The organism is Amorphus sp. MBR-141 (assembly GCF_053628695.1).
Genome location: NZ_JBRJGW010000002.1, coordinates 453631 through 474666, shown reverse-complemented (window position 1 = coordinate 474666; position 21036 = coordinate 453631). Strand labels below are relative to the sequence as shown.

Genomic DNA, 21036 nt, shown 5'->3' with positions numbered 1-21036 from the left:
CCGATGTCCCTGTCCCAACGCCAACTGCGTGTCGGAGAACTCGTCCGCCACGCCATTTCCGACATCCTGATCCGGGGTGATATCCACGGGCTCGGCGTGCCGAGCCAGATGGTGACCGTCCCCGAGGTGCGGATGAGCCCCGACCTGAAGATCGCCACCGTGCTGGTGATGCCGCTCGGCGACACCATCGACCGCGACCGCACGATCAGGGCGCTGGCGGATGCCCGCAAGCAGATCCGCGCCCTCCTCGCCAAGCGCGTCGAGCTCAAGTTTGTGCCGGATGTCCGCTTCATCATCGACACGCGCTTCGACGACGACGACGTGATCACCGAGCTCCTGAATGCCCCCGAGGTCCGCAAGGACCTGGAGGAGGGCGACGAGGCCGAGGGCGGAGACGCGGACAAATGAACGCTCTGACACCTGAGCTGCAGCCGGAGCCCCAGCCGTCCGCAAAGCCGCGCAAGAAGGGGGGCAAGCCGCCGCGCCGCAAGCGCGACGTCAACGGCTGGCTGGTGCTGGACAAGCCGATCGGGCTGACCTCGACGGAGGCCCTCGGCGCGGTCAAGCGTCTCTTCAAGCCCGAGAAGGCCGGACATGCCGGGACGCTCGATCCGCTGGCGTCGGGTCTTCTGCCGATTGCCTTCGGCGAGGCGACCAAGACGGTTCCCTACGTGGTCGACGGCCGCAAGGTCTACCGGTTCGTGGTGCGCTGGGGTCAGGAGACGGAGACCGACGACGCCGAGGGGGCGATCGTGGCGTCGTCCGACCTGCGCCCGTCCAGGGCCCAGATCGAGGCGATCCTCCACCGGTTCGTCGGCGAGATCCAGCAGGTCCCGCCGCGCTATTCGGCGATCAAGGTGGCCGGCGAGCGCGCCTACGATCTGGCGCGCGACGGCGAAGTGGTGGAGCTGTCGGCGCGCACCATCAGCGTCTACGCCCTCCGGCTGGTGGACATCCTCGGCGACGACGAGGCGGTGTTCGAGGCGGAGTGCGGGAAGGGCACCTACGTCCGGGCGCTGGCGCGCGACATGGGCCGCGATCTCGGATCGCGCGGCCACGTCTCGAACCTGCGCCGGCTCTCGGTCGGCCCGTTCGGCGAGCACGACATGATCACCCTCGATGCCCTCCGCGAGATGGCGGAAGCGGAGAATGGCGAGGCGGCGCTGGACACCCACCTGCGGTCTGTCGAGACGGCGTTCTACGCGCTGCCGTCGGTGACGGTGGACGGCGGAGACGCCGGGCGGCTGCGCCGCGGCCAGGCCGTCATCCTCAAGGGGCGCGATGCGCCACTGTTCGAGGGCGAAGCCTATGCGGTGGCGGCGGGCAAGCTCGTCGCCCTCGGCGCCGTCGAGAGCGGCATGTTCAATCCGCGCCGCGTGTTCCGCCATACGGAGCCGCGGCGCTGAGGCGGCCGGCCGCTTCTGCGGAATTGTCTGGCCTCGCGTGACGGAATTGCGTATGAGTGCCGCCGTGAGCCGGGGAGCGCTGTTTCCCGGCCCACATGTATTGGGCGACCATGCTGGACGACATCCCGGCTTCGGCCGCCCCCCGATGGACGGGCGAATGTGCCTCCATCGCAGTCATTTCCCACAAGACAGCCTGGCCGCCACGCGGTCGGGCGCCAAGAAAGGACCACGATGTCGATCACGACTGAACGCAAGCTTGAACTCATCAAGGAATTCGGCAAGTCCGAGACGGACACCGGCTCGGCCGAGGTCCAGATCGCGATCCTGACCGAACGGATCGTCAACCTCACCGCGCATTTCAAGACCCACGCCAAGGACAACCATTCCCGCCGCGGTCTTCTGATGCTGGTCAGCCAGCGCCGTCACCTCCTGGACTATCTTCGCAACATCGAAGAGAGCCGCTACCAGGACGTGATCAAGCGTCTCGGCATCCGCCGCTAACAAGCGCGTTTGCCTCCGGCCATGGGGGGCGGCCGCCGTCCCCCCATGCCACACACCGAAAACGGAGCTACGCCGAGCCATGGGGCAGGATCGCACGGCAAAGGGGCAGGGTCATCGCTAAAGCAATTCCGCGCGAAGCGACTGGAGCCGCTCCTGTGTCTTGCCGTCTTGCCCATGGTCCGTCGTGCCGTTCCCGCATGACGAAAGGATAACCATGTTCGAGATTCACAAAGAGACCATCGACTGGGGCGGACGTCCGCTCACGCTCGAGACCGGCCGCATCGCCCGCCAGGCCGATGGCGCCGTGCTCGCCACCTACGGCGAGACCACCGTGCTTGCCACGGTCGTTTCCCAGAAGGAGCCGAAGCCGGGCTTCGACTTCTTCCCGCTGACCGTCAACTACCAGGAAAAGGCGTTCGCCGCCGGCCGCATCCCGGGCGGCTTCTTCAAGCGCGAAGGCCGTCCGAGCGAGCACGAGGTGCTGACCTCGCGCCTCATCGACCGTCCGATCCGTCCGCTGTTCGCCGATGGCTACAAGAACGACACCCAGGTGATCATCACCGTGCTGTCGCATGACCTGGAGAACGCCCCCGACATCGTCGCCATGGTGGCCGCCTCCGCCGCCCTGACGCTGTCCGGCGTGCCGTTCATGGGCCCGATCGGCGGCGCCCGCGTCGGCCTGATCGACGGCGAGTTCGTGCTCAACCCGGAAGTCGACCGGGTCGCCGACTCCAAGCTCGACCTCATCGTCGCCGGCACCCACGATGCCGTGCTGATGGTCGAGTCCGAGGCGAAGGAGCTGTCCGAAGAGGAGATGCTCAACGCCGTCATGTTCGGCCATCGCGGCTTCCAGCCGGTCATCGAGGCGATCATCCGCCTGGCTGAAAAGGGCGCCAAGGAGCCGCGCGAGCACAACGTGCCGGATCACTCCGCCGTTCTCGCCAAGGTGAAGGACCTCGCCGAGGCCGACCTGCGCGCCGCCTACCAGATCCCGGTGAAGTTCGAGCGCCGTGACGCCATCTCCGCCGTCAAGGAGAAGGTCGTCTCCGCGCTCTGCGTCGACAACGGCAACGGCGAGGTGGTCGCCAAGGAAGTGGTGAACAGCCTCTTCAAGTCGCTCGAGGCGTCGATCGTCCGCGGCCGCATCCTCGACGACAAGATCCGCATCGACGGCCGTGATCTCGAGACCGTCCGCCAGATCGAGTCGGAAGTCGGCATCCTGCCGCGCACCCACGGTTCGGCCCTGTTCACCCGCGGCGAGACCCAGGCGATGGTCGTCACCACGCTGGGCACCGGCGACGACGAGCAGTTCGTGGATGCGCTCGAGGGGACCTACAAGTCCACCTTCATGCTCCACTACAACTTCCCGCCGTTCTCGGTCGGCGAGACCGGCCGCATGGGCTCGCCCGGCCGCCGCGAGATCGGTCACGGCAAGCTCGCCTGGCGCGCCCTGCGTCCGGTGCTGCCGCTGCACCACGAGTTCCCGTACACGCTCCGCGTCGTCTCGGAAGTCACCGAGTCCAACGGGTCGTCGTCGATGGCGACGGTCTGCGGCACCTCGCTCGCCCTCATGGACGCCGGTGTTCCGCTGAAGCGTCCGGTGGCCGGCATCGCCATGGGCCTGATCAAGGAAGGCGACCGCTTCGCGGTGCTCTCCGACATCCTCGGCGACGAGGACCATCTCGGCGACATGGACTTCAAGGTGGCCGGCACCGAGGCGGGCGTGACCTCGCTTCAGATGGACATCAAGATCGACGGCATTACCGAAGAGATCATGAAGGTGGCGCTCGCGCAGGCGAAGGCCGGCCGCGCCCACATTCTCGGCGAGATGTCGAAGGCGCTCACCGAGGCCCGTACCGACCTCGGCGAGTACGCCCCGCGCATCGAGGTGATCAGCATCCCGGTCGACAAGATCCGGGAAGTGATCGGCACCGGCGGTAAGGTGATCCGCGAGATCGTCGAGAAGACCGGCGCCAAGATCGACATCTCCGACGACGGAACGGTCAAGGTGGCCTCTTCCGACGGCAAGGCGATCACCGCCGCGCTGAACTGGATCAAGGGCATCGCCGCCGAGCCCGAGGTTGGTCAGGTCTACGAGGGCACGGTCGTGAAGACCGTCGACTTCGGCGCGTTCGTGAACTTCTTCGGTTCGCGCGACGGCCTGGTGCACATCTCCCAGCTGACCAACGGTCGGCCGGAGAAGGTGACCGACGTCGTCAAGGAAGGCGACAAGGTCTGGGTCAAGCTGCTCGGCTTCGACGAGCGCGGCAAGGTGCGCCTGTCGATGAAGATCGTCGACCAGGCGACCGGCAAGGAAATCGACGGCGAAGCGGCCTGACCGCTCCGACCTTCGACGGACATCGATGCGGCGCCTCCCTCCGGGGGGCGCCGTTTTCGTTTGGGACGAGGCGACCCGATCGTCAGGTCGCGAAAGCGGCCGCGGGCCGGTCGCAGCCGGCGGCTGCGGCGCAGCCGCTCAGGACGCGGCCGAGGGCCTGGAAATCGGCCTTGCGCGGCGACGACTGGCGCCAGACCAGGCCGACATCGCGCTTCGGCGCCGGATCGGAAAAGCGCAGCAGCGTGATGCGGGGGTCGAGCACCTCGGCCGACATGCTCATTTCCGGCAGCAGCGTCACGCCGAACCCGTTCGCCACCATCTGCAGGATCGTCGTCAGGCTGGAGGCCCCGAAGCGCGAGTGCAGGTCCGAGCGGACGGCCTGGCAGTAGGCGAGCGCCTGGTCGCGCAGGCAGTGGCCTTCCTCCAGCAGCAGGAGAGGGGCCTTGGCGATGATCTCCTCCGCGCGCGCCGCGGGACCGTCGAATGCCCCGGCCTTCACCGCCAGCACGAACGGATCCTCGAACAGCGTGACGGCCTCGATCTCGCGCCCATGAGGGGCAACCGGAAGGGCCACCAGGACCACGTCGAGGGCACCGGCCAGCAGCTCGTCGAGGAGCGTCGCCGTGAGGGATTCCCGGATCGACAGTTCCAGGCCGGGAAAGTCCTGCTGCAGCCGCGGCAGGGCCTCCGGCAGCATGTACGGCGCAATGGAGGGAATCACCCCGAGCCGGAGCGATCCGGTCAGCACCTCGGCGCGGTGATGGGCGTGGTCGACGAGGTCGCGCGCCTCCGTCAGGATCCGCGCGGCGCGGCGCGCCACCTCGGCGCCGTCCGCGGTGAGGCGGATCTCCCGGGGCAGCCGTTCCACCAGCTGCAGCCTCAGCTGCGCCTCCAGGAGCCGGATCTGCTGGGACAAGGCGGGTTGCGTGACCGCGCATTCGTCGGCGGCCCGGCCGAAATGCCGATGGCGGGCGAGGGCGTCGAGATAACGAAGCTGCTTCATCGTGACCATGATCGATTAGATAATCTAATCGCTGTCCGTATTCAAACGAATTAGAACTTATAAAAGCTTTGGGGCAGTATGCGCCCGCGCGGAACCGGACACGCCGGGGCCGCAACGAGGGGCACGCCATGATCGACGACACCACCACCCGGTCGGCAGCCGGCGCGGACACGCGCTGAGAGCCAACCCCCGACCGACCTCAGAGGGGTCCCCGACGGGCGGGTGGCCATCGTCGCGATCAGCGGCTGGGCAAACTTTTCAGAATAGGCATCGGAGAGAAACATGGACGCGAAAGTCGACAATTCGGGCAAATGCCCGGTCATTCACGGAGTGACCAACACGAGCATGCGCTCCAACCGCGACTGGTGGCCGAACCAGCTGAACCTCAAGGTGCTCCATCAGTTCTCGTCCCTCTCCGATCCGATGGAGACGGACTTCAACTATGCGGTGGCGTTCAAGACGCTCGACTACTGGGCCCTCAAGCAGGACGTCAAGAACCTGATGACGGACAGCCAGGAGTGGTGGCCGGCCGACTTCGGGCACTACGGGCCGTTCATGATCCGCATGGCCTGGCATTCCGCCGGCACCTACCGGCAGGGCGACGGCCGCGGCGGCGGCGGGCGCGGGCAGCAGCGCTTCGCGCCGCTCAACTCCTGGCCGGACAACGTCAACCTCGACAAGGCCCGCCGGCTCCTGTGGCCGGTCAAGCAGAAGTACGGCAACAAGATCTCCTGGGCCGACCTGATGATCCTCGCCGGCAACGTCGCGCTGGAATCGATGGGCTTCAAGACGTTCGGCTTCGCCGGCGGCCGCGCCGACGTCTGGGAGCCGGAGGAGGACGTCTACTGGGGCGCCGAGGATGCCTGGCTGGAGCTCAGCGGCGGCGAGAAGAGCCGCTATTCCGGCGAACGCGAGCTGGAGAACCCGCTCGCGGCCGTGCAGATGGGCCTCATCTACGTCAACCCGGAAGGCCCCGACGGAAACCCCGACCCGGTTGCCGCGGCCAAGGACATCCGCGACACGTTCGGCCGGATGGCCATGAACGACGAGGAGACGGTGGCGCTGATCGCCGGCGGCCACTCCTTCGGCAAGACCCATGGCGCCGGCGACCCGATCGCGGTCGGCGTCGATCCGGAGGGTGGCGTCCTCGCCTCCCAGGGCCTCGGCTGGCAAAGCAGCCACGGCACGGGCCTCGGTGACGACACCATCTCCTCGGGCCTCGAGGTCACCTGGACGAAGACGCCGACCCAGTGGAGCAACAACTTCTTCGAGAACCTCTTCGGGTTCGAGTGGGAGCTGGAGAAGAGCCCCGGCGGCGCCCACCAGTGGGTGGCCAAGGATGCGCCGGAGATGATCCCCTTCGCGCACACGCCTGGCAGGTTCCGCAAGCCGACGATGCTGACCACCGATCTCTCGCTCCGCTTCGATCCGGAATACGAGAAGATCTCGCGCCGCTTCTTCGAGAACCCGGACCAGTTCGCCGACGCCTTCGCCCGCGCCTGGTTCAAGCTGACGCACCGCGACATGGGTCCGAAGACGCTCTATCTCGGCCCGGAAGTGCCCTCCGAGGATCTGCTCTGGCAGGATCCGATCCCGGACTGCGACCACATCCTCGTCGATGACGTGGACATCAAGGAGCTGAAGGCGAAGATCATCGGCTCCGGCCTCAGCGTGACCGAGCTGGTCAAGACGGCCTGGGGCGCGGCGGCGAGCTTCCGCGGCTCCGACAAGCGCGGCGGCGCCAACGGCGGGCGCATCCGCCTGGAACCGGCGAAGAACTGGGAGGCCAACGAGCCGGCGCTGATCGCCAGGGTGCTCGGCGTGCTGGAAGGCATCCAGCGGGAGTTCAACGCGGCGCAGGACGGCAACAAGAAGATCTCGCTTGCCGACCTGATCGTGCTCGGCGGCTCCGCCGCGCTGGAGAAGGCGGCCATCGACGCCGGCCATCCGGTCGAGGTTCCGTTCTCGCCGGGCCGCATGGACGCCAGCCAGGAGCAGACGGACGTCGAGGCCTACGCCGTTCTGGAGCCGGTCGCCGATGCGTTCCGCAACTTCCAGAAGGGCAAGTTCGCCGTGCACGGCGAGGAGCTGATGCTCGACAAGGCCCAGCTCCTGCGGCTGACCGCCCCGGAGATGACCGTCCTCGTCGGCGGCATGCGGGCGCTCGGTGCCAACCACGGCGATTCGCAGCACGGCATCTTCACCCACCGTCCGGGCGTGCTCACCAACGACTTCTTCGTGAACCTGCTCGACATGGGGATCAAGTGGACCCCGGTGGACGACGACGAGGACGAGTTCGAGGGCCACGATCGCAAGACCGGCGAGCGCAAGTGGACCGCGACCCGCGTCGATCTGGTGTTCGGCTCCAACTCCCAGCTGCGGGCGCTGGCCGAGGTCTACGGCCAGCGCGACAACCAGCACAAGTTCGTCAAGGACTTCGTGAAGGCCTGGGTGAAGGTCATGAACGCCGACCGCTTCGACCTGCTGCCGGCCTACATCTGATCCGGCAGGGCGGCCCCGCCTTCGGCGGGCGCCCGACGACCACCGACACCGGCCGGCGCCTCGAGACATCGAGGCGCCGGCCTTTTTTGTGGACGGCCTGCGGAGCGGGCCGAACCGCGGCCCGACGGCGGGGCTGCGCCGGCGCATCCGGCCGGCTGCGATGGGGCGGCGGTGGGCAAGGCTTGGATGAGTGTCAAAAACCGGTGCGAAGCGCTTGCAATCGAACGCTCCACGGAATAGGCATGTCGCTCCGACGGGGTCCCACCCTGTCGGCGCGGTCTTCGAGACGGATCTGACCCGTTCTGGTCGACACTCGAATGGATCGCACGGGCGCCGGTAGCTCAGCTGGATAGAGCACCAGACTACGAATCTGGGGGTCGGGGGTTCGAATCCTCCCCGGCGCGCCACTCACATCACTTGATTCCAGGCTTGTGTTCGGGCTCGGGCCCGGCTTCCGCAGATCGATGCGGCGGGCCGGCGACCTCGGCCCTTCCGGATGCCGCTGTGCCGCTCGTGGCCGGCGGCGCCGCTCGACGGACCGCGGGCTGGCCACCGCCGGCGCCGAAGACCCCGTCAGGTCGCGGGCGGCGTGCCGTGCTCAAGGGACGCCGTCCTTCGCCCGGATCGACAGCCTGTGGGCGGCGATCAGGCACTGCACCGCCATCAGCGGTAGCCACACCGGAACGCCGCGCGCCAGCATGGCGCGCCCGGCGGTCGCGTGCGTCGCGCATGCGTCGGGGCCGGGCAGCTGCTCGATCCCGGCGGCGATGGCGTCCAGATCGAACATCGCGGCGGCGGCGGGAGAGGTGGCCCGGAGCGTCTCGACCAGCGCCAGCAGCGCGTCCCTGCGCGGCGCATAGTCCAGAAAGCGCTGGTCATAGAGGCCGACCTTGCTCTGGGCCAGCCGCACCCGGTCCGGAAGCACGCCGCGCATGGCGCGGCGGAACGGCTGCCGGCTGAATCCGTCGGCGAGAAACAGGTGTGCCGGCAGCGACAGCACAAATTCCACCACGCGGCGGTCGAGCAGCGGAAAGCTCACGGCCAGCCCGTGACGGGCCGCCAGGATCGCGTAATAGGTGCAGCGCGACGGGATATGGTGATCGGCGAAAGCCGTGACGCGCTCGCCGGCGGTGTTCGTCTGCAGCACCGGCGGCATGCTGCGCTCTTGCACCTCGTCCCGCAGGGCCGGGCTGAGGAATCCCAGAATGCCGAGCTTGCCGTAGACGGCGGCGCCGCGGCGTCCGAAAAGGCGGTGGATCGGTTCGGGAAGCAGCGGAAGCAGCAGCCTGTCGCGCATGGCTCTGGCCAGCGGGATCCCGTCGCGTCGCGCGCGGGCGGGAAGTTCCCGTGCCAGGGTCGTCAGGCGCCCCTGCCGAAGCAGCCCGGCGTAGAGATTGGCGCCGTTGTAGCTGGCGCCTTCGTCGCCACCGACGCCGCTGAGCAGATATCCGGCGCCATAGGCCGCCGCCTCGGCCAGCATGCGGTCGTCGTAGCCGCCGATCCGGCTTCCGGGCCAGTCGGGATCCTCCGGCTGACCGGGCATCCTCATGCCGTCGTGCACGACGACGTGGTCGATGTCGGGTTCCTGGGCCAGCACCGCGGCGATCAACGGCCGCTCATCGAACTCCGCCGGCCCGATCGCCTGCTCCGTGGTCATGCTGAGCGCCAGCACCCGGCCGCCCTGCGGCCGCGCCTTGCGGGCGGCGAGCACGGTGACGGCCGAGCTGTCCAGTCCCCCGCTCAGATGGCACGCGACCGGGCCATCCGCGGGAAGCCGCCGGACGACCGCCTCCTCGAGCAGGCGGCGCAGCGTTCCGGCCGCTTCGTCGGCCGTGCCCCGCCAGCTGCCGACGCGCGCCGGATCGGGACGAAAAGCGCGGTGCGGTTGCGGCCGCGCGCGGGCATCGGCGCGGATGCGCAGGCTGTGTCCGGCGGGCAGATAGGCGATCTCGGCGAAGCCGCTGTCGCTGCCGCGGAAGAAGGACTGGCGCAGCGCCACCCCCAGCGCGCCGGGATCGATGGCCGGCGATGCGAGGCCGGCGCCGTGCAGGCCCTTCGGCAGGCTGGCGAAGGCAAACCATTTTCCCGGGCGCAGGGTCCACGCCAGCGGCCGGACCCCGATGAAGTCGCGCCCCAGCCAGAGCTCCGCCGCGTCGCGGCGCCACAGCGCCACGGCGAAATCGCCATCGACGCGGTCCGGGAAGTCGGGCCCGTGGCGCCGTGCGGCGTCGGCGAACACCGCCTCTCCCTGGCCGGCAGGGCGGTCGAGGCGCATATCGGCCGCGACGATCCATCCGTCGTGCTCGACCAGCCCTTCCCCGCGTCCGGTGAAATCGACGACGGCCAGTCCCAGCGCCCCCTCCCGCCGCCGGGTCACGGCGGGGGTGAGCCCGGGGGCGGTCATCGCCGCTGCCATGGCGTTCAGTGCGGCCTCGGGCGCCGGGCTTCCGTCGAGCTGCAGGAGGCCGCAGATCAGGCGCATCCGGTCACGCGTCGATGAGCAGGCCGCGCGCGCGCAGCTGCCCCAGGAAGTCGGCGACCTCGCGCCGGCATTGCTCCGGGCTGACCTCGAACTCCGCCGTGAGCCCGGCGACCAGCTGCTCCTCGTCCACCGGTTCGGCCAGCATGTCCCAGATCCGCGACGCCACCGGGTTCAGGCCGTGATAGCGCCCCGTCTCGGCGTTGAGCAGCAGCACGCTGTCCTCCAGCGAGGCGGCATAGATATCGTCCACACGTTGAAACGACTGACCCATCTTTCTCTCCCGCGCGACGATCGCGCCGCATGTTCCGCTCTCTAGATCGGCTGGCGCGCCTCGGGAAGGCTCCCGGTCGGTGGTTCAAAGCACGTTCGTATCAGGTGGTTCGATCCGGCTCGAGCGGTGGCTCTGGCCGGACACGTCGTAGCCCCAGCGTTCCATGACCGGCGCAAAGCGGCTCTCGATCGCCTCGACCTGGGCCGCGGTCATCACCTCCCGCCACTCGCCGATACGCCCGCTTCGGAAGAAGCGCCGCTGGCCGGGCAGGCTTTCCTGAAACCCGCTGGAGGCCTCCTGGCGTTGCAGCTCCGCCAGGCTCGAATGCGCAACCGCCCGCCCGATCTCCGCGGCGCCCGCCTGCCCGCCGAGGAAGGCGACGATGCGCGTGAGGCTGGAGGCCGCGTCGGCGTGCAGGTCCTCGTACCGCACGACCGTGGTCGGCACGAGATCCTGGGTGGCCCATCCCGAAACATGGCCCCCCCAATCGCCGACCGGATAGCGAAGCTGCAACGGGCCCGAAGACCGGGAGGTCGCGTCCATCATCTGGCCGATCGCCCGGTCCAGCGGCATGCTGGCATGATGGGCCAGCGAAATCGCGACGTCACGCGGGTCGCGGACCAGATAGAGCGCCCGGCGTGCGCGGTGGCCGAGCACCATCGCATCGAACCGGTCATGCGTCTTGCAGACGAAGGGCGATGCCAGGTGGCCGGCCACGAAATCGCATTGCGCACGCCGCATCGGCTTCAGTTCGCACGGATCCAGGAGGTCCGGATCGACCAGCGTATCGTCGCTGAACCGCCAGCGGCCGACCAGCGATTCGTCGTCGGACAGGTCGTTGATGTTCCTCGGCGTATCGGCGCCCGCCAGCAAGTTCGCCAGCAGCACCCGCATCCACGTGTTGCCGGACTTCGGGTAGGAAGCGAGCCAGACAAGTCCCGGGGGGATCGAAGCCAAGGTCCCCGTCCTCAGGACAGCCGAGCCCAATGGGCGGTCAGGTCGTCGACCATCTCGTCGAGCCGGGCGAGGTCGCGCGGCCGGCGCAGATGATAGACGCGGGCGTGGGACAGCAGGGCCGCGGTGCGCGCCGCAAGCTGTCCCTTGGCGGAATAGGCCAGGGCGAGCCGCCGCCGATAGGCCTGACGGAGCAGAGCCTGCGCGGCCACCAGGGGCGGGAACTCGACGATCCCGGCGGGCTGGGCCGGGTTGGTATCCGCCAGCATGTAGATCGCGCCGAGCGGCACGCCGGCCGCGCGCTCCGTCGCCTCCGATCGTGGGGCCACATGAAATTTGTCGACCCGCTGACGCACCGGAGGCCCGACGGCGTCCGCCAGCTTCAGCCGGTCGATGCTGTCCCGATAGAGACGCAGTGTCCGCCCGTCCGGCTCGATCAGCGGCGTGCCGTCGGCCGCCTGGGTCACCGAGCAGAGGTCGTCGGACAGGAAGCTGCAGCCGGCTCGCCACAAGGCGCCCGACAAGGTGGATTTGCCCGCGCCGCTCGGGCCGCAGAACACGAAGGCACGACCGTCGTGAACGACCGCCGAGCCGTGCAGAAGCATGGCGCCGCGCTGGTAGAGGATCGCCGACAGCGCGGTCCCGGTGGCGAACACCAGAATGTCGTCGACGGGTACGCCGGGTGCGGGACAGACGGTCAGCCGGGATCCCTCCGACGCCATGAAGCGGCCGATGCCGGGCAGGTCGAGCAGGAAGCTGCGCGCGTCGACCGACCAGTTCGGCCCTTCGTGCGCGGCCTGCTCGAGGGACGCAGGCACGTCGCCCACATGCATCGTGACATCGGCGTCGAAGGCCGCGTTCGATCCGACCGCCGTCCGCTGCGGCAGCGCGATCTCGGACGCGACGTTCAGTCCGGACATCCGGTAGCGATAGGGCAGGGGGCAGGGGTGTTCGGTCATGACCGTCTTTTCGCCGGGCGGAATTATCGCCGGCAGTTGGCAGGTGAGCGTGAAGCACCTATTGATAAACGAAGTTTCGCATGAGTCAGCGCCGGAGTGCTTCGATGAGTAGAGACAGCGACACGCCTTCGTCCTCCATGCCTGAGCAGGCAACGACCTTCGCATCGCGCAAGCCGTGGCAGACGCCAACGGTCGAGGATGCCGATGTGAGCGCCCTGACCAGCGGAGGCGGGACGTCCGGCATAGAAGGTACGTCCTTCCTCAAGACGGGCTCCTGACGGGTTCTTCGTCGGATTCCACGGTTGCCAGTCACTCTGGGGGCGTTGCACGGAGACCGCGGCCGGTCGGGGGTTGGTCGGTCCGCGGAACGATCGATCCGGTTCGGTGTCGTTGTCCCATGCAGAGCTGCGCCTCGGCCTGACACCGCTCCGGAGTGAGGCGCCGGGATGACGCCGGATGCTTGAACGGTTCTGGCGCGCCCTCCCGTGGGACGGGCTTGGCTGGCACGGCACCTCCGATTCCGATCTTCTTGACATGCGTCTGTGGGCCGCGCGCGCATGGCGCCGGCGGTACCCCGCACCGCTTCGCCCGCTTCTCCGCGGCGCCGACAGGGCAGGCTGGGCCCTGGCCGCGTTCGGCCGCACCTGGCGTTTCGCCCGCGCGCGCCGCCTGCGCTTGCCCGCCACGGCGCGTCTCTACCGCGACTGCCTGACGAGCGGAGGTGACCCGCTCGACGTTCATGTCTGGCGGGAATTGCACGGCACCCTCCACCCTCTGCCGGCGCGCGCTGTCGCCCTGGTGTTTTCCAGGCTCGGCGATCCGGCAGGCCATGCCTTGCTGGCGGACAAGCTGGCGCTGGCCGAACGGCTTTCGCACCTTGGGCTGGCCTCGCCGGCCTTGCGCGCGGTGTTTCGTCGGGGAGGCGTCGCCGATCCCGAGCTTCTGACCGGGGCCGAAGCGGGTGCCGGGCTGTTTCTGAAGCCCCGGCATGGCTCCGGCGGGCGGGGCGCATTCGCGCTGACGCGGATCGACGGCGACTGGCGCATGGACGGCAAGGCCGCCCCGCTGCCATCGGTGCTGGCGCGGATCGACCGGCTGATCGAAGCGGACGACCTGCTGGTGCAGGAGCGGGTGATGGCGGCTGGCGACCTCGCCGACCTCGCCAGCGACGGGCGCGCGCCGGTCCTGCGGCTGGTGACGGCCTGCGCCCCGGGGGAGGCGCCTTTCCTCCATTCCGCCTTGCTGATGATTGCCCGTCCGGGCCACAGCCCGCACCATTTTCTGGAGGGGATGATCCATGCGCCGGTCGACCCCGCCGCGGCGCGGCTGGCTGGCGGGCTTGCGCTCGGCGAGCCCCGCCGAACCCTCGATCGGCTCGGGCCGGAGGGGCCGTGGCTGGCCGGACGGCCCGTTACGGGCTTCTCCGACGCGGTGGCGGCCGCCTTGCGCGCCATGGCGGATGTGCCGCCGCTGCCCCTGGTCCACTGGGACGTCATCCTCACCCCGGCCGGTCCCGTCATGCTGGAAGGCAACAGCGCCGGCAACTGGATCCTGGCCAGCCTTCCCGGCGTCTATGGCCTGGATGCCGGCCCGTTGACGCCGACGCTGGCGCAATGGATGTCCGCGCCCGCACGCCAGCGCATCGGAGGCTAGAGCCGGCGACGGAAAATCCGGATGCTGGATCAGGAAGCCGGAGCGGGCCCCCGCGCCGGGGCAGGCCGCTGTTGACACGCCAAGATCCGTGAAATATTTCACGAGAGGCAATTTTGGAGCACGTGAATGACGGATCTCGACCCCGCCCGGCGCCTTCGCATCGCCGTCGACATCGGTGGCACCTTCACCGATCTGGCTGCCTTCGACGAGGTGGGGAAAGCCCTGTATTTCGGGAAGTCGCTGTCGACCTACGGGGACCTGGTCCAGGGCATTGCCTCGACGATCGCCGAAGCCGGCATCGATCCGGCCGACGGGACGCTGTTTCTGCATGGCTCGACGATCGTCATCAACGCGCTCCTGGAACGCACCGGCGCAAAGACGGCGCTGCTGATCACCGAAGGCTTCCGGGACATCTACGAAATCGGCCGCATCAACCGCCCGGACGCCTACAATCTCTACTTCAAGAAGCACCAGCCGCTCGTCGACCGCGTCGACCGGCACGAGATCTCCGAGCGGCTGCTGTCCGACGGCACCGAGCGCCGGCCGCTCGACGAGGCACAGGTCCGCGCGCTGGCGGAGCGCCTCAAGGCGGAGGGCATCGAAGCGGTCGCGATCATCCTGCTGCACTCCTACGCCAACGACGCCCACGAGCGGCGGGTCGCCGAGATCGTCCGCGAGACGATGCCGGACGCCTTCGTCTCGGTGTCGACCGAACTCAGCCAGGAGTATCGGGAGTTCGAACGGGCCTCGACCGTGGTCGCCAACGCCTATGTCGGCCCGAAGGTGGAGGGCTATCTCGGCCAGCTGGAGGATCACCTGTCGGAGAGCGGGTTTGCCGGCAAGTTCTTCGCCGTTCAGTCGACGGGCGGCCTGTTTCCCATCGCCGATGCCCGCAAGCGCTGCCTCAACATGCTGGAATCGGGCCCGGCCTCCGGCGTCATCGGCGTGAAGGCCGTCGCGCGGCATCTGAAGCTCGACAACGCCATCGCCTTCGACATGGGTGGGACCACCGCCAAGGCCGGCCTCATCCGCAACGGCGAGCCGCTGACGACCAGTTCGGCCAGGATCGGCGCCTACGGAAGCGACCTGCCGATCCAGCTGCCGACCATCGACATCTTCGAGGTGGGCACCGGCGGCGGGTCGATCGCCCGGCTGGAAACCATGAATGCCCTGCGCGTCGGACCGCGCAGCGCCGGCTCGATGCCGGGCCCGGCGTGCTATGGGCGCGGCGGCGAGGAGCCGACGGTCACCGACGCCAACCTCGTTCTCGGCCGGCTCGATGCCGATCACTTCCTCGGCGGCGAGATGCGGCTCGATCCCGACGCCGCCGTCGAGGCGATCCGCCGCCGCATCGCCGAGCCGCTCGGCATCGGTGTCGAGGAGGCCGCGGAAGGCATCCTGCAGATCGCGGCGACGTCGATGTCCTACGCGGTCAAGGGCGTCACCACCGAACGCGGGCTCGACGCCGGCGACTTCGCCATGCTCGTCTACGGGGGTGCCGGACCGCTTCACGCCTCGGCCGTCGCCCGCGAGCTGGGAACGCGGCGCGTCATCATCCCCTATTCGCCCGGTCATTTCTCCGCGTACGGCATGCTCTTCGGCGACCTGCGCTACGACTTCGTACGCTCGGTGTTCATGCCGCTGACGGCGGAGACGATGGCGACCCTGACGGACCGGTTTCACGACCTCGAGGCGCAGGGCCGCGAGGCGATCGAGAAGGCCGGCAGCGGCGCCGTCGACATCACCCTCAAGCGGTCGGCCGACATGCGCTACCGCGGCCAGGAGCACGCGGTCACCGTGGACCTGCCGATGTCCGACGCCGGCGGCCAGGGGTTCGACCTGGAAACCGTCAAGTCGGCGTTCGACGAAGAGCACCTGCAGCGCTACGGCACCAGCGCGCCGCGCGAGAAGGCCGAACTCGTGTCGATCCGGGTGACCGCCCACGGCAAGATGCTGGAGCCGGAAATGCAGTGGCACGATCCGATCGATCGGGGAACGCCGGCGCCCGATCGCACGAAGCAGGTCCACTTCGGAACGGCCGGGTTCATCGACACGGCCGTCTACAAGCGGGAGGCGCTGCGCCCCGGCTTCGAGGCGACGGGCCCCGCGCTGGTCGAAGAGCACGCGTCGACGACCGTCATCTGGCCGGCCGACCGGCTGCGGGTCGACGGCTACGGCAATCTCGACATCGAAGTGGGAGCAACCCGATGAACATGCAGTCCCGGCCGACGGGCGCCGATATCGATCCCGTCCTCGTCGAGATCGTCCGCAACGGCATCCTCTCTCTGACGGAAGAGATGAAGATCAATCTGATGCGGACCGCCTACAACATGATCATCTACGAGGCCCTCGACTTCACCGTCGGCCTCTATTCGGTGACCGGCGAGACCATCTCGATCGGGCTGGGGCTGCCCAGTTTCGTGCGCGGCATGTCGGAAACGGTGAAGGCCAAGATCGCCCACTTCGGCCTGGACAACATCCTTCCGGGCGACGTGCTGGTGACCAACGACGCCTACATCACCGGCAGCCATCTCAACCACATCACCCTGACCAAGCCGGTGTACAGCGACGGACGCATCGTCGCCTTCACCTGCTGCATGGCGCACTGGATCGACATCGGCGGCACCAAGGGCGACATCACCAGCGACATCTTCTCCGAGGGCATCCAGGTCCCGATCACCAAGTACATCTCGGGTGGCGAGGTGAACCAGCTGCTGGTGGATTTCCTGCGCATGAACGTGCGCATGCCGGATCTGTCGATTGGCGATCTGCGCGCCGGCCTGTCGGCCGTCGAGACCGGCGAGAAGCGCATGAACGAGATGATCGCGCGCTACGGGGAAGCCGAGGTGCTCGCCGCCATCGATGCGATCATGGAGCACAGCGACCAGACGGCCCGCGCGCGGGCCGCGCTGATCCCGGACGGCGTCTACGAGGCCGAAAGCTTCATGGACGACGACGGCCTCTCCAAGGGCAAGCCGATCCCGATCAAGGTGAAGGTCACCGTCAAGGCCGGCAAGGTGACCGTCGACCTGTCCGGCGTCAGCCCGCAGGTGCAGGGCTACTACAATTCCGCCGGGGGAACCGGCATCGCCTGCGCCCAGGTCGCCTACAAGTGCCTCACCACGCCCGACGTCTATCCCGTCAACGACGGCGCGTTCCGCAGCCTCGAGGTCATCTGCCCGGAAGGCACGGTGGTGAGCGCGAAGCGGCCCGCCGCCATGCGCTGGTGGATGGCGATCCCGATGACCGTCGTCGACACGATCATCAAGGCGCTGGCGCCCGCCCTGCCTCTGCAGGCGGCCGGCGGGCACCATGCGGACCTGGCGGTGATCGAGGTCCGCGGGATCAATCCGGCAACCGGCGAGTTCTTCGTCGCGGCCATTGGTCCGACCGGCGGCGGCTGGGGTGCGAAGGCCACCGAGGACGGTCATCCGGTCACCGTCTGCAGCAACGACGGCGACACCCACAACAGCCCCTCGGAACGGATCGAGGCGAAGTACCCGCTGCTGGTGGAGCACTACCGGCTGCGCCAGGACAGCGGCGGTGCGGGCACCTTCCGCGGCGGGCTCGGGGCCGAGATCGTGGTCGAGGCGCTCGCGCCTGTGGAGGTCAGCACGCCGGTGGAGCGGACACGGTGCCAGCCATGGGGCATCGAGGGCGGTGCGGACGGGATGGCCAACAACGTCGCGCTCTATCGCAACGGCGCCTGGGAGAAGCTGGAGAGCGGCAAGGTCGCCAACGTCCGGCTGGAGGCCGGCGACAAGATCAAGGTGGAGACCGGCGGCGGCGGCGGCTACGGGCCGCCGCAGGGGCGCGATGCCGAAGCCGTCGAGCGCGATCTGCGAAACGGCTACATCAGCCTGGACCATGCCCGCGCGGCATATGGCTACCCGGGTTAGCGCTTTGGCATTGATGGCGGTCCGGATAGTCTTCGTCGCATGAGCGAGACCACCCACTCTTCCCTGGCGCCGGTGCGCGGCCGGCCGCGGGCCACTCGAAGCGAGCCGGAAGGCATCGTCGCGCTCGAGGTCGGGCTGGACATCCTGCGGCTCGTCTACGAAGGCGGCGGTGCGGTCAGCCTGTCGGATCTCTCCCGGATTTCCGGAGAGAAGCCGAACAAGCTGCACCGCTACCTGGTGAGCCTGCGCCAGCGCGGCTATCTCGTGCAGTCGGAAGAGACCGGACACTACGACCTCGGTCCGGAGGCGCGCCGGCTCGGCATGGCCGCGCTGCGGCGCTACGATCCGATCGACGGCGTGCGCGATGCGCTGCTGAACATCCGCAACGCCACCGGCAACCAGACCCACCTCTACGTCTGGACCGCCGTCGGCCCGACCCTCGTCGCCTCGGAGCAGGGGACGCACTATTTCCCCTTCACCGTGAAGCTCGGGTCGGCGCTTCCGCTGATCGCCTCGGCAACCGGCCGGGTGTTTCTCGCCTGGATGCCGCGCGAGAAGTGCGAGCACATGCTGACCGAAGAGCTGCGGGTCAACGTGGTCGAGGGCACCCCCATCGACATGGACAGGATCGAAGCGGAGCTCTCCGCCATTCGCGCCACCGACATCCACTGGAGCATGCAGGCGATCGTGTCCGGAACCGTGGCGATCATGCCGCTGTTCGACGAAAGCGGCGAGCTGGCGTGCTGCGTGACGTCGGTCATCCCGCGCGGGATGCGCAGGCCGGACGTGGAGAATGCGGTGACCAAAGCCTTCCTGTCGGCGCGCGAGCGCCTGCCCTTGAAGGGGCCGCCAGGCTAGCTGCCGGCCGAACGATCATCGATTGGCCCGCATGGCATCGCGGGCGGGGATCCTGTTGACTAAATATAACACGTGAAATATTTCACGAAAATGCACGTGCAACCTTCGGCGAGGGCGTCTCGATGAAACTGGTCTCGATTAGGCAAGGCAATCTCACGGTAGCAGGCCTCCTCCTGGAGAATGAAGTTCTCGCGCTGAGCAAGGCATCGGCGGCCGGTGAAGGCGTTGCCGGGCTGCCGCCGACGGTGATCGGGATCCTCCAGGCGGGCCAGCCGGCGGTTGCGCGGCTGCGCGAGCTGGCATCGCGGCTCGAGCGCGACGAGCCGCTCACGGACCAGCTTCGGCAGTCCGGAGCGCTCGTGGCGCTGGACACGGTCACACTTGACGCGCCGATTCCGGTCCCCGGAACGCTCTACGCCGCCGGCATGAACTATCGCGATCACCTTGAGGAGATGAAGACGCCGGTTCCGAAGGAGCCCTTCGTCTTCCTCAAGGGCGTCGCCTCGGTCGCCGGTCCCGCCGACGACATCGTGCGCCCCGAGGGGCACGACGCCATGGTCGACTGGGAGGGCGAGCTTGCCGTGGTGATCGGCAAGGAATGTCACAAGGTGAGCGAGGCCGAGGCGCTCGATTGCGTCGCCGGCTACATGGCGTCCAACGATGTCTCGGCGCGCGACTGGGTCGCGGCGATCCAGGCGACGCCCGGCGTGTTCGAGCCGATCATGAACTGGGACCGGAATGTGCTGGGGAAGGGGTTCCCGACCTTCTGTCCGCTTGGCCCGGCGCTGGTGACGGCCGACGAGATCCCCGATCCGCAGAACCTGAAGCTGGTGACGCGCATTGACGGTGAGACCGTGCAGTCCAGCCACACCGGCAACATGGTCTTCCCGGTGGCGCGTCTGATTGCGCATCTCGCCTACTGGCTCGTCCTGCGGCCCGGCGACGTCATCCTCACGGGGACCCCGGCGGGGGTCGGCGTCGGGCGCAATCCGAAGCGGTTTCTTCAGCCGGGCGAGGTCGTCGAGGTCGAAATCGAACGGATCGGGAAGATCGCCAACACGGTTGCCTGATCCGGGCGATCCCCGCGGCAGCCGCTACGAACAACCAAAAAAGGGAGGAATGCCAACCATGAGTGACCATTCGAAGATGCGCGCGCCGCTGCGTAGTTGTCTCGTCGCCGCCGTCGCGGCGCTCGGACTGGCGAGCCTCGGCGCGGCCGCCCGGGCCGAGCCGGTGAAGCTCGTCTTTGCGACCGGCATCCCGCCGCAGAGCCCGATCGTCAAGGACGTGATGGAGCCGTGGGCGGCCGAGGCCAATGCGGCGAGCGAAGGCGAGTACGAGATCGAGGTCGTCAACGGCTTCACGCTGGCCAACAACACCAACATGATCGACCGCGTCAAAGCGGGTGTCGTCGACATCGGCTTCGCCCTGCACGGGGCGAGCGGGCTGCCCTTCGACAAGACCATGGTGGTCAGCCTGCCGCTGATCGTCACGGATCCGGTGCAGGCATCGGATGCGCTGTGGAAGATCTACGAGGACGGGACCATCGCCGACGAATACCCCGGCGTGAAGGTCATCGGGCTCGTCGCCCTCCCGATCCAGGGCATCAGCTCCAGCAAGCCCATCGAAAGCCTCGACGACATTTCCGGAATGAAGATCCGGGCGGTGGACAAGGTTGCCGCCGACGCCGTCTCGGCGCTGGGCGCGTCTCCGATCGCGCTGCCGACCAACGAGGTGTACCAGGCGCTCGACCGCGGCGTCGTCGATGGTGCCGTGGTGAACTGGCTGATGGTCGGGGCCTTCAACGTCGGCGAGGTGGCGGAGTATCACCAGCGCGGCGTGCCGCTCGGCGCGGTGCCGTCGTTCTTCGTCATGAACGAGGCCTCCTACGCAAAGCTGTCCCCGAAGGGCAAGGAGATCTTCGACAAGCACATCGGCGCCTACCTGTCCAAGTACGCCGGCGAAGGCCAGGCCGCGCTTGCCGGGAGGATCGAACAGGGCCTGCAGTCGAAGAGCGACCAGCACGTCGTGGAGCTCAGCGACGAACAGCGGCGCATGTGGGAGGAGAAGCTCCGGCCGGTCATCGACCTGTGGGTCGAGCGGACGCCGAACGGTGCCGAGGTGCTTGCCGACTTCCAGCGGGCTTCCGGCGCCAAGTGACGTGAGCTTCTGCCGACGGATCGGAGACCGCATCAGACCATGACCGCGCA

Annotated in this window: 17 protein-coding genes and 1 tRNA gene; 13 read left to right on the top strand and 5 right to left on the bottom strand. The window is 68.4% G+C overall.

Translation table 11 applies throughout. From position 1 onward, the window contains the following. The first annotated feature begins 3 nt into the window (after positions 1-3). From rbfA to pnp, 4 genes are all read left to right on the top strand, one after another. Entirely contained in the window at positions 4-408 is a 405-nt protein-coding gene (gene rbfA / locus ACSSVZ_RS04810; RefSeq protein WP_453968616.1) for a 30S ribosome-binding factor RbfA, read from the top strand. Continuing rightward, on the top strand, positions 405-1406 hold the full coding sequence (gene truB / locus ACSSVZ_RS04805) for a tRNA pseudouridine(55) synthase TruB (RefSeq protein ID WP_453968614.1): 1002 nt from the start codon (positions 405-407) through the stop codon (positions 1404-1406). Before rbfA ends, truB begins: the two co-directional genes overlap by 4 nt. Positions 1407-1637: 231 nt before the next feature. Continuing rightward, positions 1638-1907 carry a 30S ribosomal protein S15 gene (rpsO, locus tag ACSSVZ_RS04800; protein WP_453958774.1) on the top strand — a complete coding sequence of 90 codons (270 nt, stop codon included), beginning with the start codon at positions 1638-1640 and terminating at the stop codon, positions 1905-1907. 214 nt (positions 1908-2121) lie between these two features. Next, on the top strand, positions 2122-4245 hold the full coding sequence (gene pnp / locus ACSSVZ_RS04795; RefSeq protein WP_453968612.1) for a polyribonucleotide nucleotidyltransferase: 2124 nt from the start codon (positions 2122-2124) through the stop codon (positions 4243-4245). 82 nt (positions 4246-4327) lie between these two features. On the opposite strand, the gene ACSSVZ_RS04790 is transcribed toward pnp, so the two are convergent. Continuing rightward, complete coding sequence (locus tag ACSSVZ_RS04790; RefSeq protein ID WP_453968611.1) at positions 4328-5257, bottom strand: LysR substrate-binding domain-containing protein; 930 nt, start codon at positions 5255-5257, stop codon at positions 4328-4330. A 273-nt stretch (positions 5258-5530) separates the two neighbouring features. Here ACSSVZ_RS04790 and katG point away from each other — a divergent pair, with 273 nt between their 5' ends. Both katG and ACSSVZ_RS04780 read left to right on the top strand, forming a co-directional pair. After that, positions 5531-7750: a catalase/peroxidase HPI gene (gene katG, locus ACSSVZ_RS04785; protein WP_453968609.1), complete on the top strand. Its 2220-nt coding sequence runs from the start codon at positions 5531-5533 to the stop codon at positions 7748-7750. Between the two features lie 330 nt (positions 7751-8080). Further along, positions 8081-8157: transfer RNA gene (locus ACSSVZ_RS04780), tRNA-Arg, on the top strand. A 191-nt stretch (positions 8158-8348) separates the two neighbouring features. Here ACSSVZ_RS04780 and ACSSVZ_RS04775 read toward each other — a convergent pair. The 4 genes from ACSSVZ_RS04775 to ACSSVZ_RS04760 form a co-directional block, all read right to left on the bottom strand. Further along, positions 8349-10232 (bottom strand): asparagine synthase-related protein, encoded by a 1884-nt coding sequence (locus ACSSVZ_RS04775; protein ID WP_453968607.1) that lies wholly within the window; start codon positions 10230-10232, stop codon positions 8349-8351. Positions 10233-10236: 4 nt separating this feature from the next. Beyond that, positions 10237-10503 carry an HPr-rel-A system PqqD family peptide chaperone gene (locus tag ACSSVZ_RS04770; protein ID WP_453968606.1) on the bottom strand — a complete coding sequence of 89 codons (267 nt, stop codon included), beginning with the start codon at positions 10501-10503 and terminating at the stop codon, positions 10237-10239. Positions 10504-10587: 84 nt separating this feature from the next. Continuing rightward, positions 10588-11460, bottom strand: a complete 873-nt coding sequence (locus tag ACSSVZ_RS04765; RefSeq protein ID WP_453968605.1) for a sulfotransferase domain-containing protein — start codon at positions 11458-11460, stop codon at positions 10588-10590. 11 nt (positions 11461-11471) lie between these two features. Then, positions 11472-12416, bottom strand: a complete 945-nt coding sequence (locus ACSSVZ_RS04760; protein ID WP_453968604.1) for a hypothetical protein — start codon at positions 12414-12416, stop codon at positions 11472-11474. Between the two features lie 104 nt (positions 12417-12520). Here ACSSVZ_RS04760 and ACSSVZ_RS04755 point away from each other — a divergent pair, with 104 nt between their 5' ends. The 7 genes from ACSSVZ_RS04755 to ACSSVZ_RS04725 all read left to right on the top strand — a co-directional run bounded on the left by ACSSVZ_RS04755 (position 12521) and on the right by ACSSVZ_RS04725 (position 20986). Then, the gene (locus tag ACSSVZ_RS04755) at positions 12521-12694 is read left to right on the top strand and encodes a hypothetical protein (RefSeq protein WP_453968603.1); all 174 of its coding nucleotides are present in this window, start codon (positions 12521-12523) and stop codon (positions 12692-12694) included. A 178-nt stretch (positions 12695-12872) separates the two neighbouring features. Further along, entirely contained in the window at positions 12873-14069 is a 1197-nt protein-coding gene (locus tag ACSSVZ_RS04750; protein WP_453968601.1) for a sugar-transfer associated ATP-grasp domain-containing protein, read from the top strand. Positions 14070-14195: 126 nt separating this feature from the next. Further along, entirely contained in the window at positions 14196-16280 is a 2085-nt protein-coding gene (locus tag ACSSVZ_RS04745) for a hydantoinase/oxoprolinase family protein (protein ID WP_453968599.1), read from the top strand. Then, positions 16277-17968 carry a hydantoinase B/oxoprolinase family protein gene (locus tag ACSSVZ_RS04740; protein WP_453968598.1) on the top strand — a complete coding sequence of 564 codons (1692 nt, stop codon included), beginning with the start codon at positions 16277-16279 and terminating at the stop codon, positions 17966-17968. Before ACSSVZ_RS04745 ends, ACSSVZ_RS04740 begins: the two co-directional genes overlap by 4 nt. A gap of 39 nt (positions 17969-18007) precedes the next feature. Then, on the top strand, positions 18008-18826 hold the full coding sequence (locus ACSSVZ_RS04735; RefSeq protein ID WP_453968597.1) for an IclR family transcriptional regulator: 819 nt from the start codon (positions 18008-18010) through the stop codon (positions 18824-18826). A gap of 122 nt (positions 18827-18948) precedes the next feature. Further along, positions 18949-19896, top strand: coding sequence for a fumarylacetoacetate hydrolase family protein (locus tag ACSSVZ_RS04730; RefSeq protein WP_453968596.1), 948 nt, complete (start codon positions 18949-18951; stop codon positions 19894-19896). A gap of 58 nt (positions 19897-19954) precedes the next feature. After that, a complete protein-coding gene (locus tag ACSSVZ_RS04725) occupies positions 19955-20986 on the top strand; it encodes a TRAP transporter substrate-binding protein (protein ID WP_453968595.1) in 1032 nt (343 codons plus the stop codon). Positions 20987-21036 lie beyond the last annotated feature (50 nt).

Excerpts from the sequence above, each read along its gene's own strand:
- ACSSVZ_RS04745 (WP_453968599.1), top strand. The coding sequence starts at position 14,196 with ATGACGGATCTCGACCCCGCCCGGCGCCTTCGCATCGCCGTCGACATC.
- truB (WP_453968614.1), top strand. The coding sequence starts at position 405 with ATGAACGCTCTGACACCTGAGCTGCAGCCGGAGCCCCAGCCGTCCGCA.
- ACSSVZ_RS04730 (WP_453968596.1), top strand. The coding sequence starts at position 18,949 with ATGAAACTGGTCTCGATTAGGCAAGGCAATCTCACGGTAGCAGGCCTC.
- ACSSVZ_RS04775 (WP_453968607.1), bottom strand. The coding sequence starts at position 10,232 with ATGCGCCTGATCTGCGGCCTCCTGCAGCTCGACGGAAGCCCGGCGCCC.
- ACSSVZ_RS04755 (WP_453968603.1), top strand. The coding sequence starts at position 12,521 with ATGAGTAGAGACAGCGACACGCCTTCGTCCTCCATGCCTGAGCAGGCA.
- ACSSVZ_RS04725 (WP_453968595.1), top strand. The coding sequence starts at position 19,955 with ATGAGTGACCATTCGAAGATGCGCGCGCCGCTGCGTAGTTGTCTCGTC.
- ACSSVZ_RS04790 (WP_453968611.1), bottom strand. The coding sequence starts at position 5,257 with ATGGTCACGATGAAGCAGCTTCGTTATCTCGACGCCCTCGCCCGCCAT.
- rbfA (WP_453968616.1), top strand. The coding sequence starts at position 4 with ATGTCCCTGTCCCAACGCCAACTGCGTGTCGGAGAACTCGTCCGCCAC.
- ACSSVZ_RS04760 (WP_453968604.1), bottom strand. The coding sequence starts at position 12,416 with ATGACCGAACACCCCTGCCCCCTGCCCTATCGCTACCGGATGTCCGGA.
- ACSSVZ_RS04770 (WP_453968606.1), bottom strand. The coding sequence starts at position 10,503 with ATGGGTCAGTCGTTTCAACGTGTGGACGATATCTATGCCGCCTCGCTG.
- ACSSVZ_RS04735 (WP_453968597.1), top strand. The coding sequence starts at position 18,008 with ATGAGCGAGACCACCCACTCTTCCCTGGCGCCGGTGCGCGGCCGGCCG.
- ACSSVZ_RS04750 (WP_453968601.1), top strand. The coding sequence starts at position 12,873 with ATGCTTGAACGGTTCTGGCGCGCCCTCCCGTGGGACGGGCTTGGCTGG.
- ACSSVZ_RS04740 (WP_453968598.1), top strand. The coding sequence starts at position 16,277 with ATGAACATGCAGTCCCGGCCGACGGGCGCCGATATCGATCCCGTCCTC.
- katG (WP_453968609.1), top strand. The coding sequence starts at position 5,531 with ATGGACGCGAAAGTCGACAATTCGGGCAAATGCCCGGTCATTCACGGA.
- pnp (WP_453968612.1), top strand. The coding sequence starts at position 2,122 with ATGTTCGAGATTCACAAAGAGACCATCGACTGGGGCGGACGTCCGCTC.
- rpsO (WP_453958774.1), top strand. The coding sequence starts at position 1,638 with ATGTCGATCACGACTGAACGCAAGCTTGAACTCATCAAGGAATTCGGC.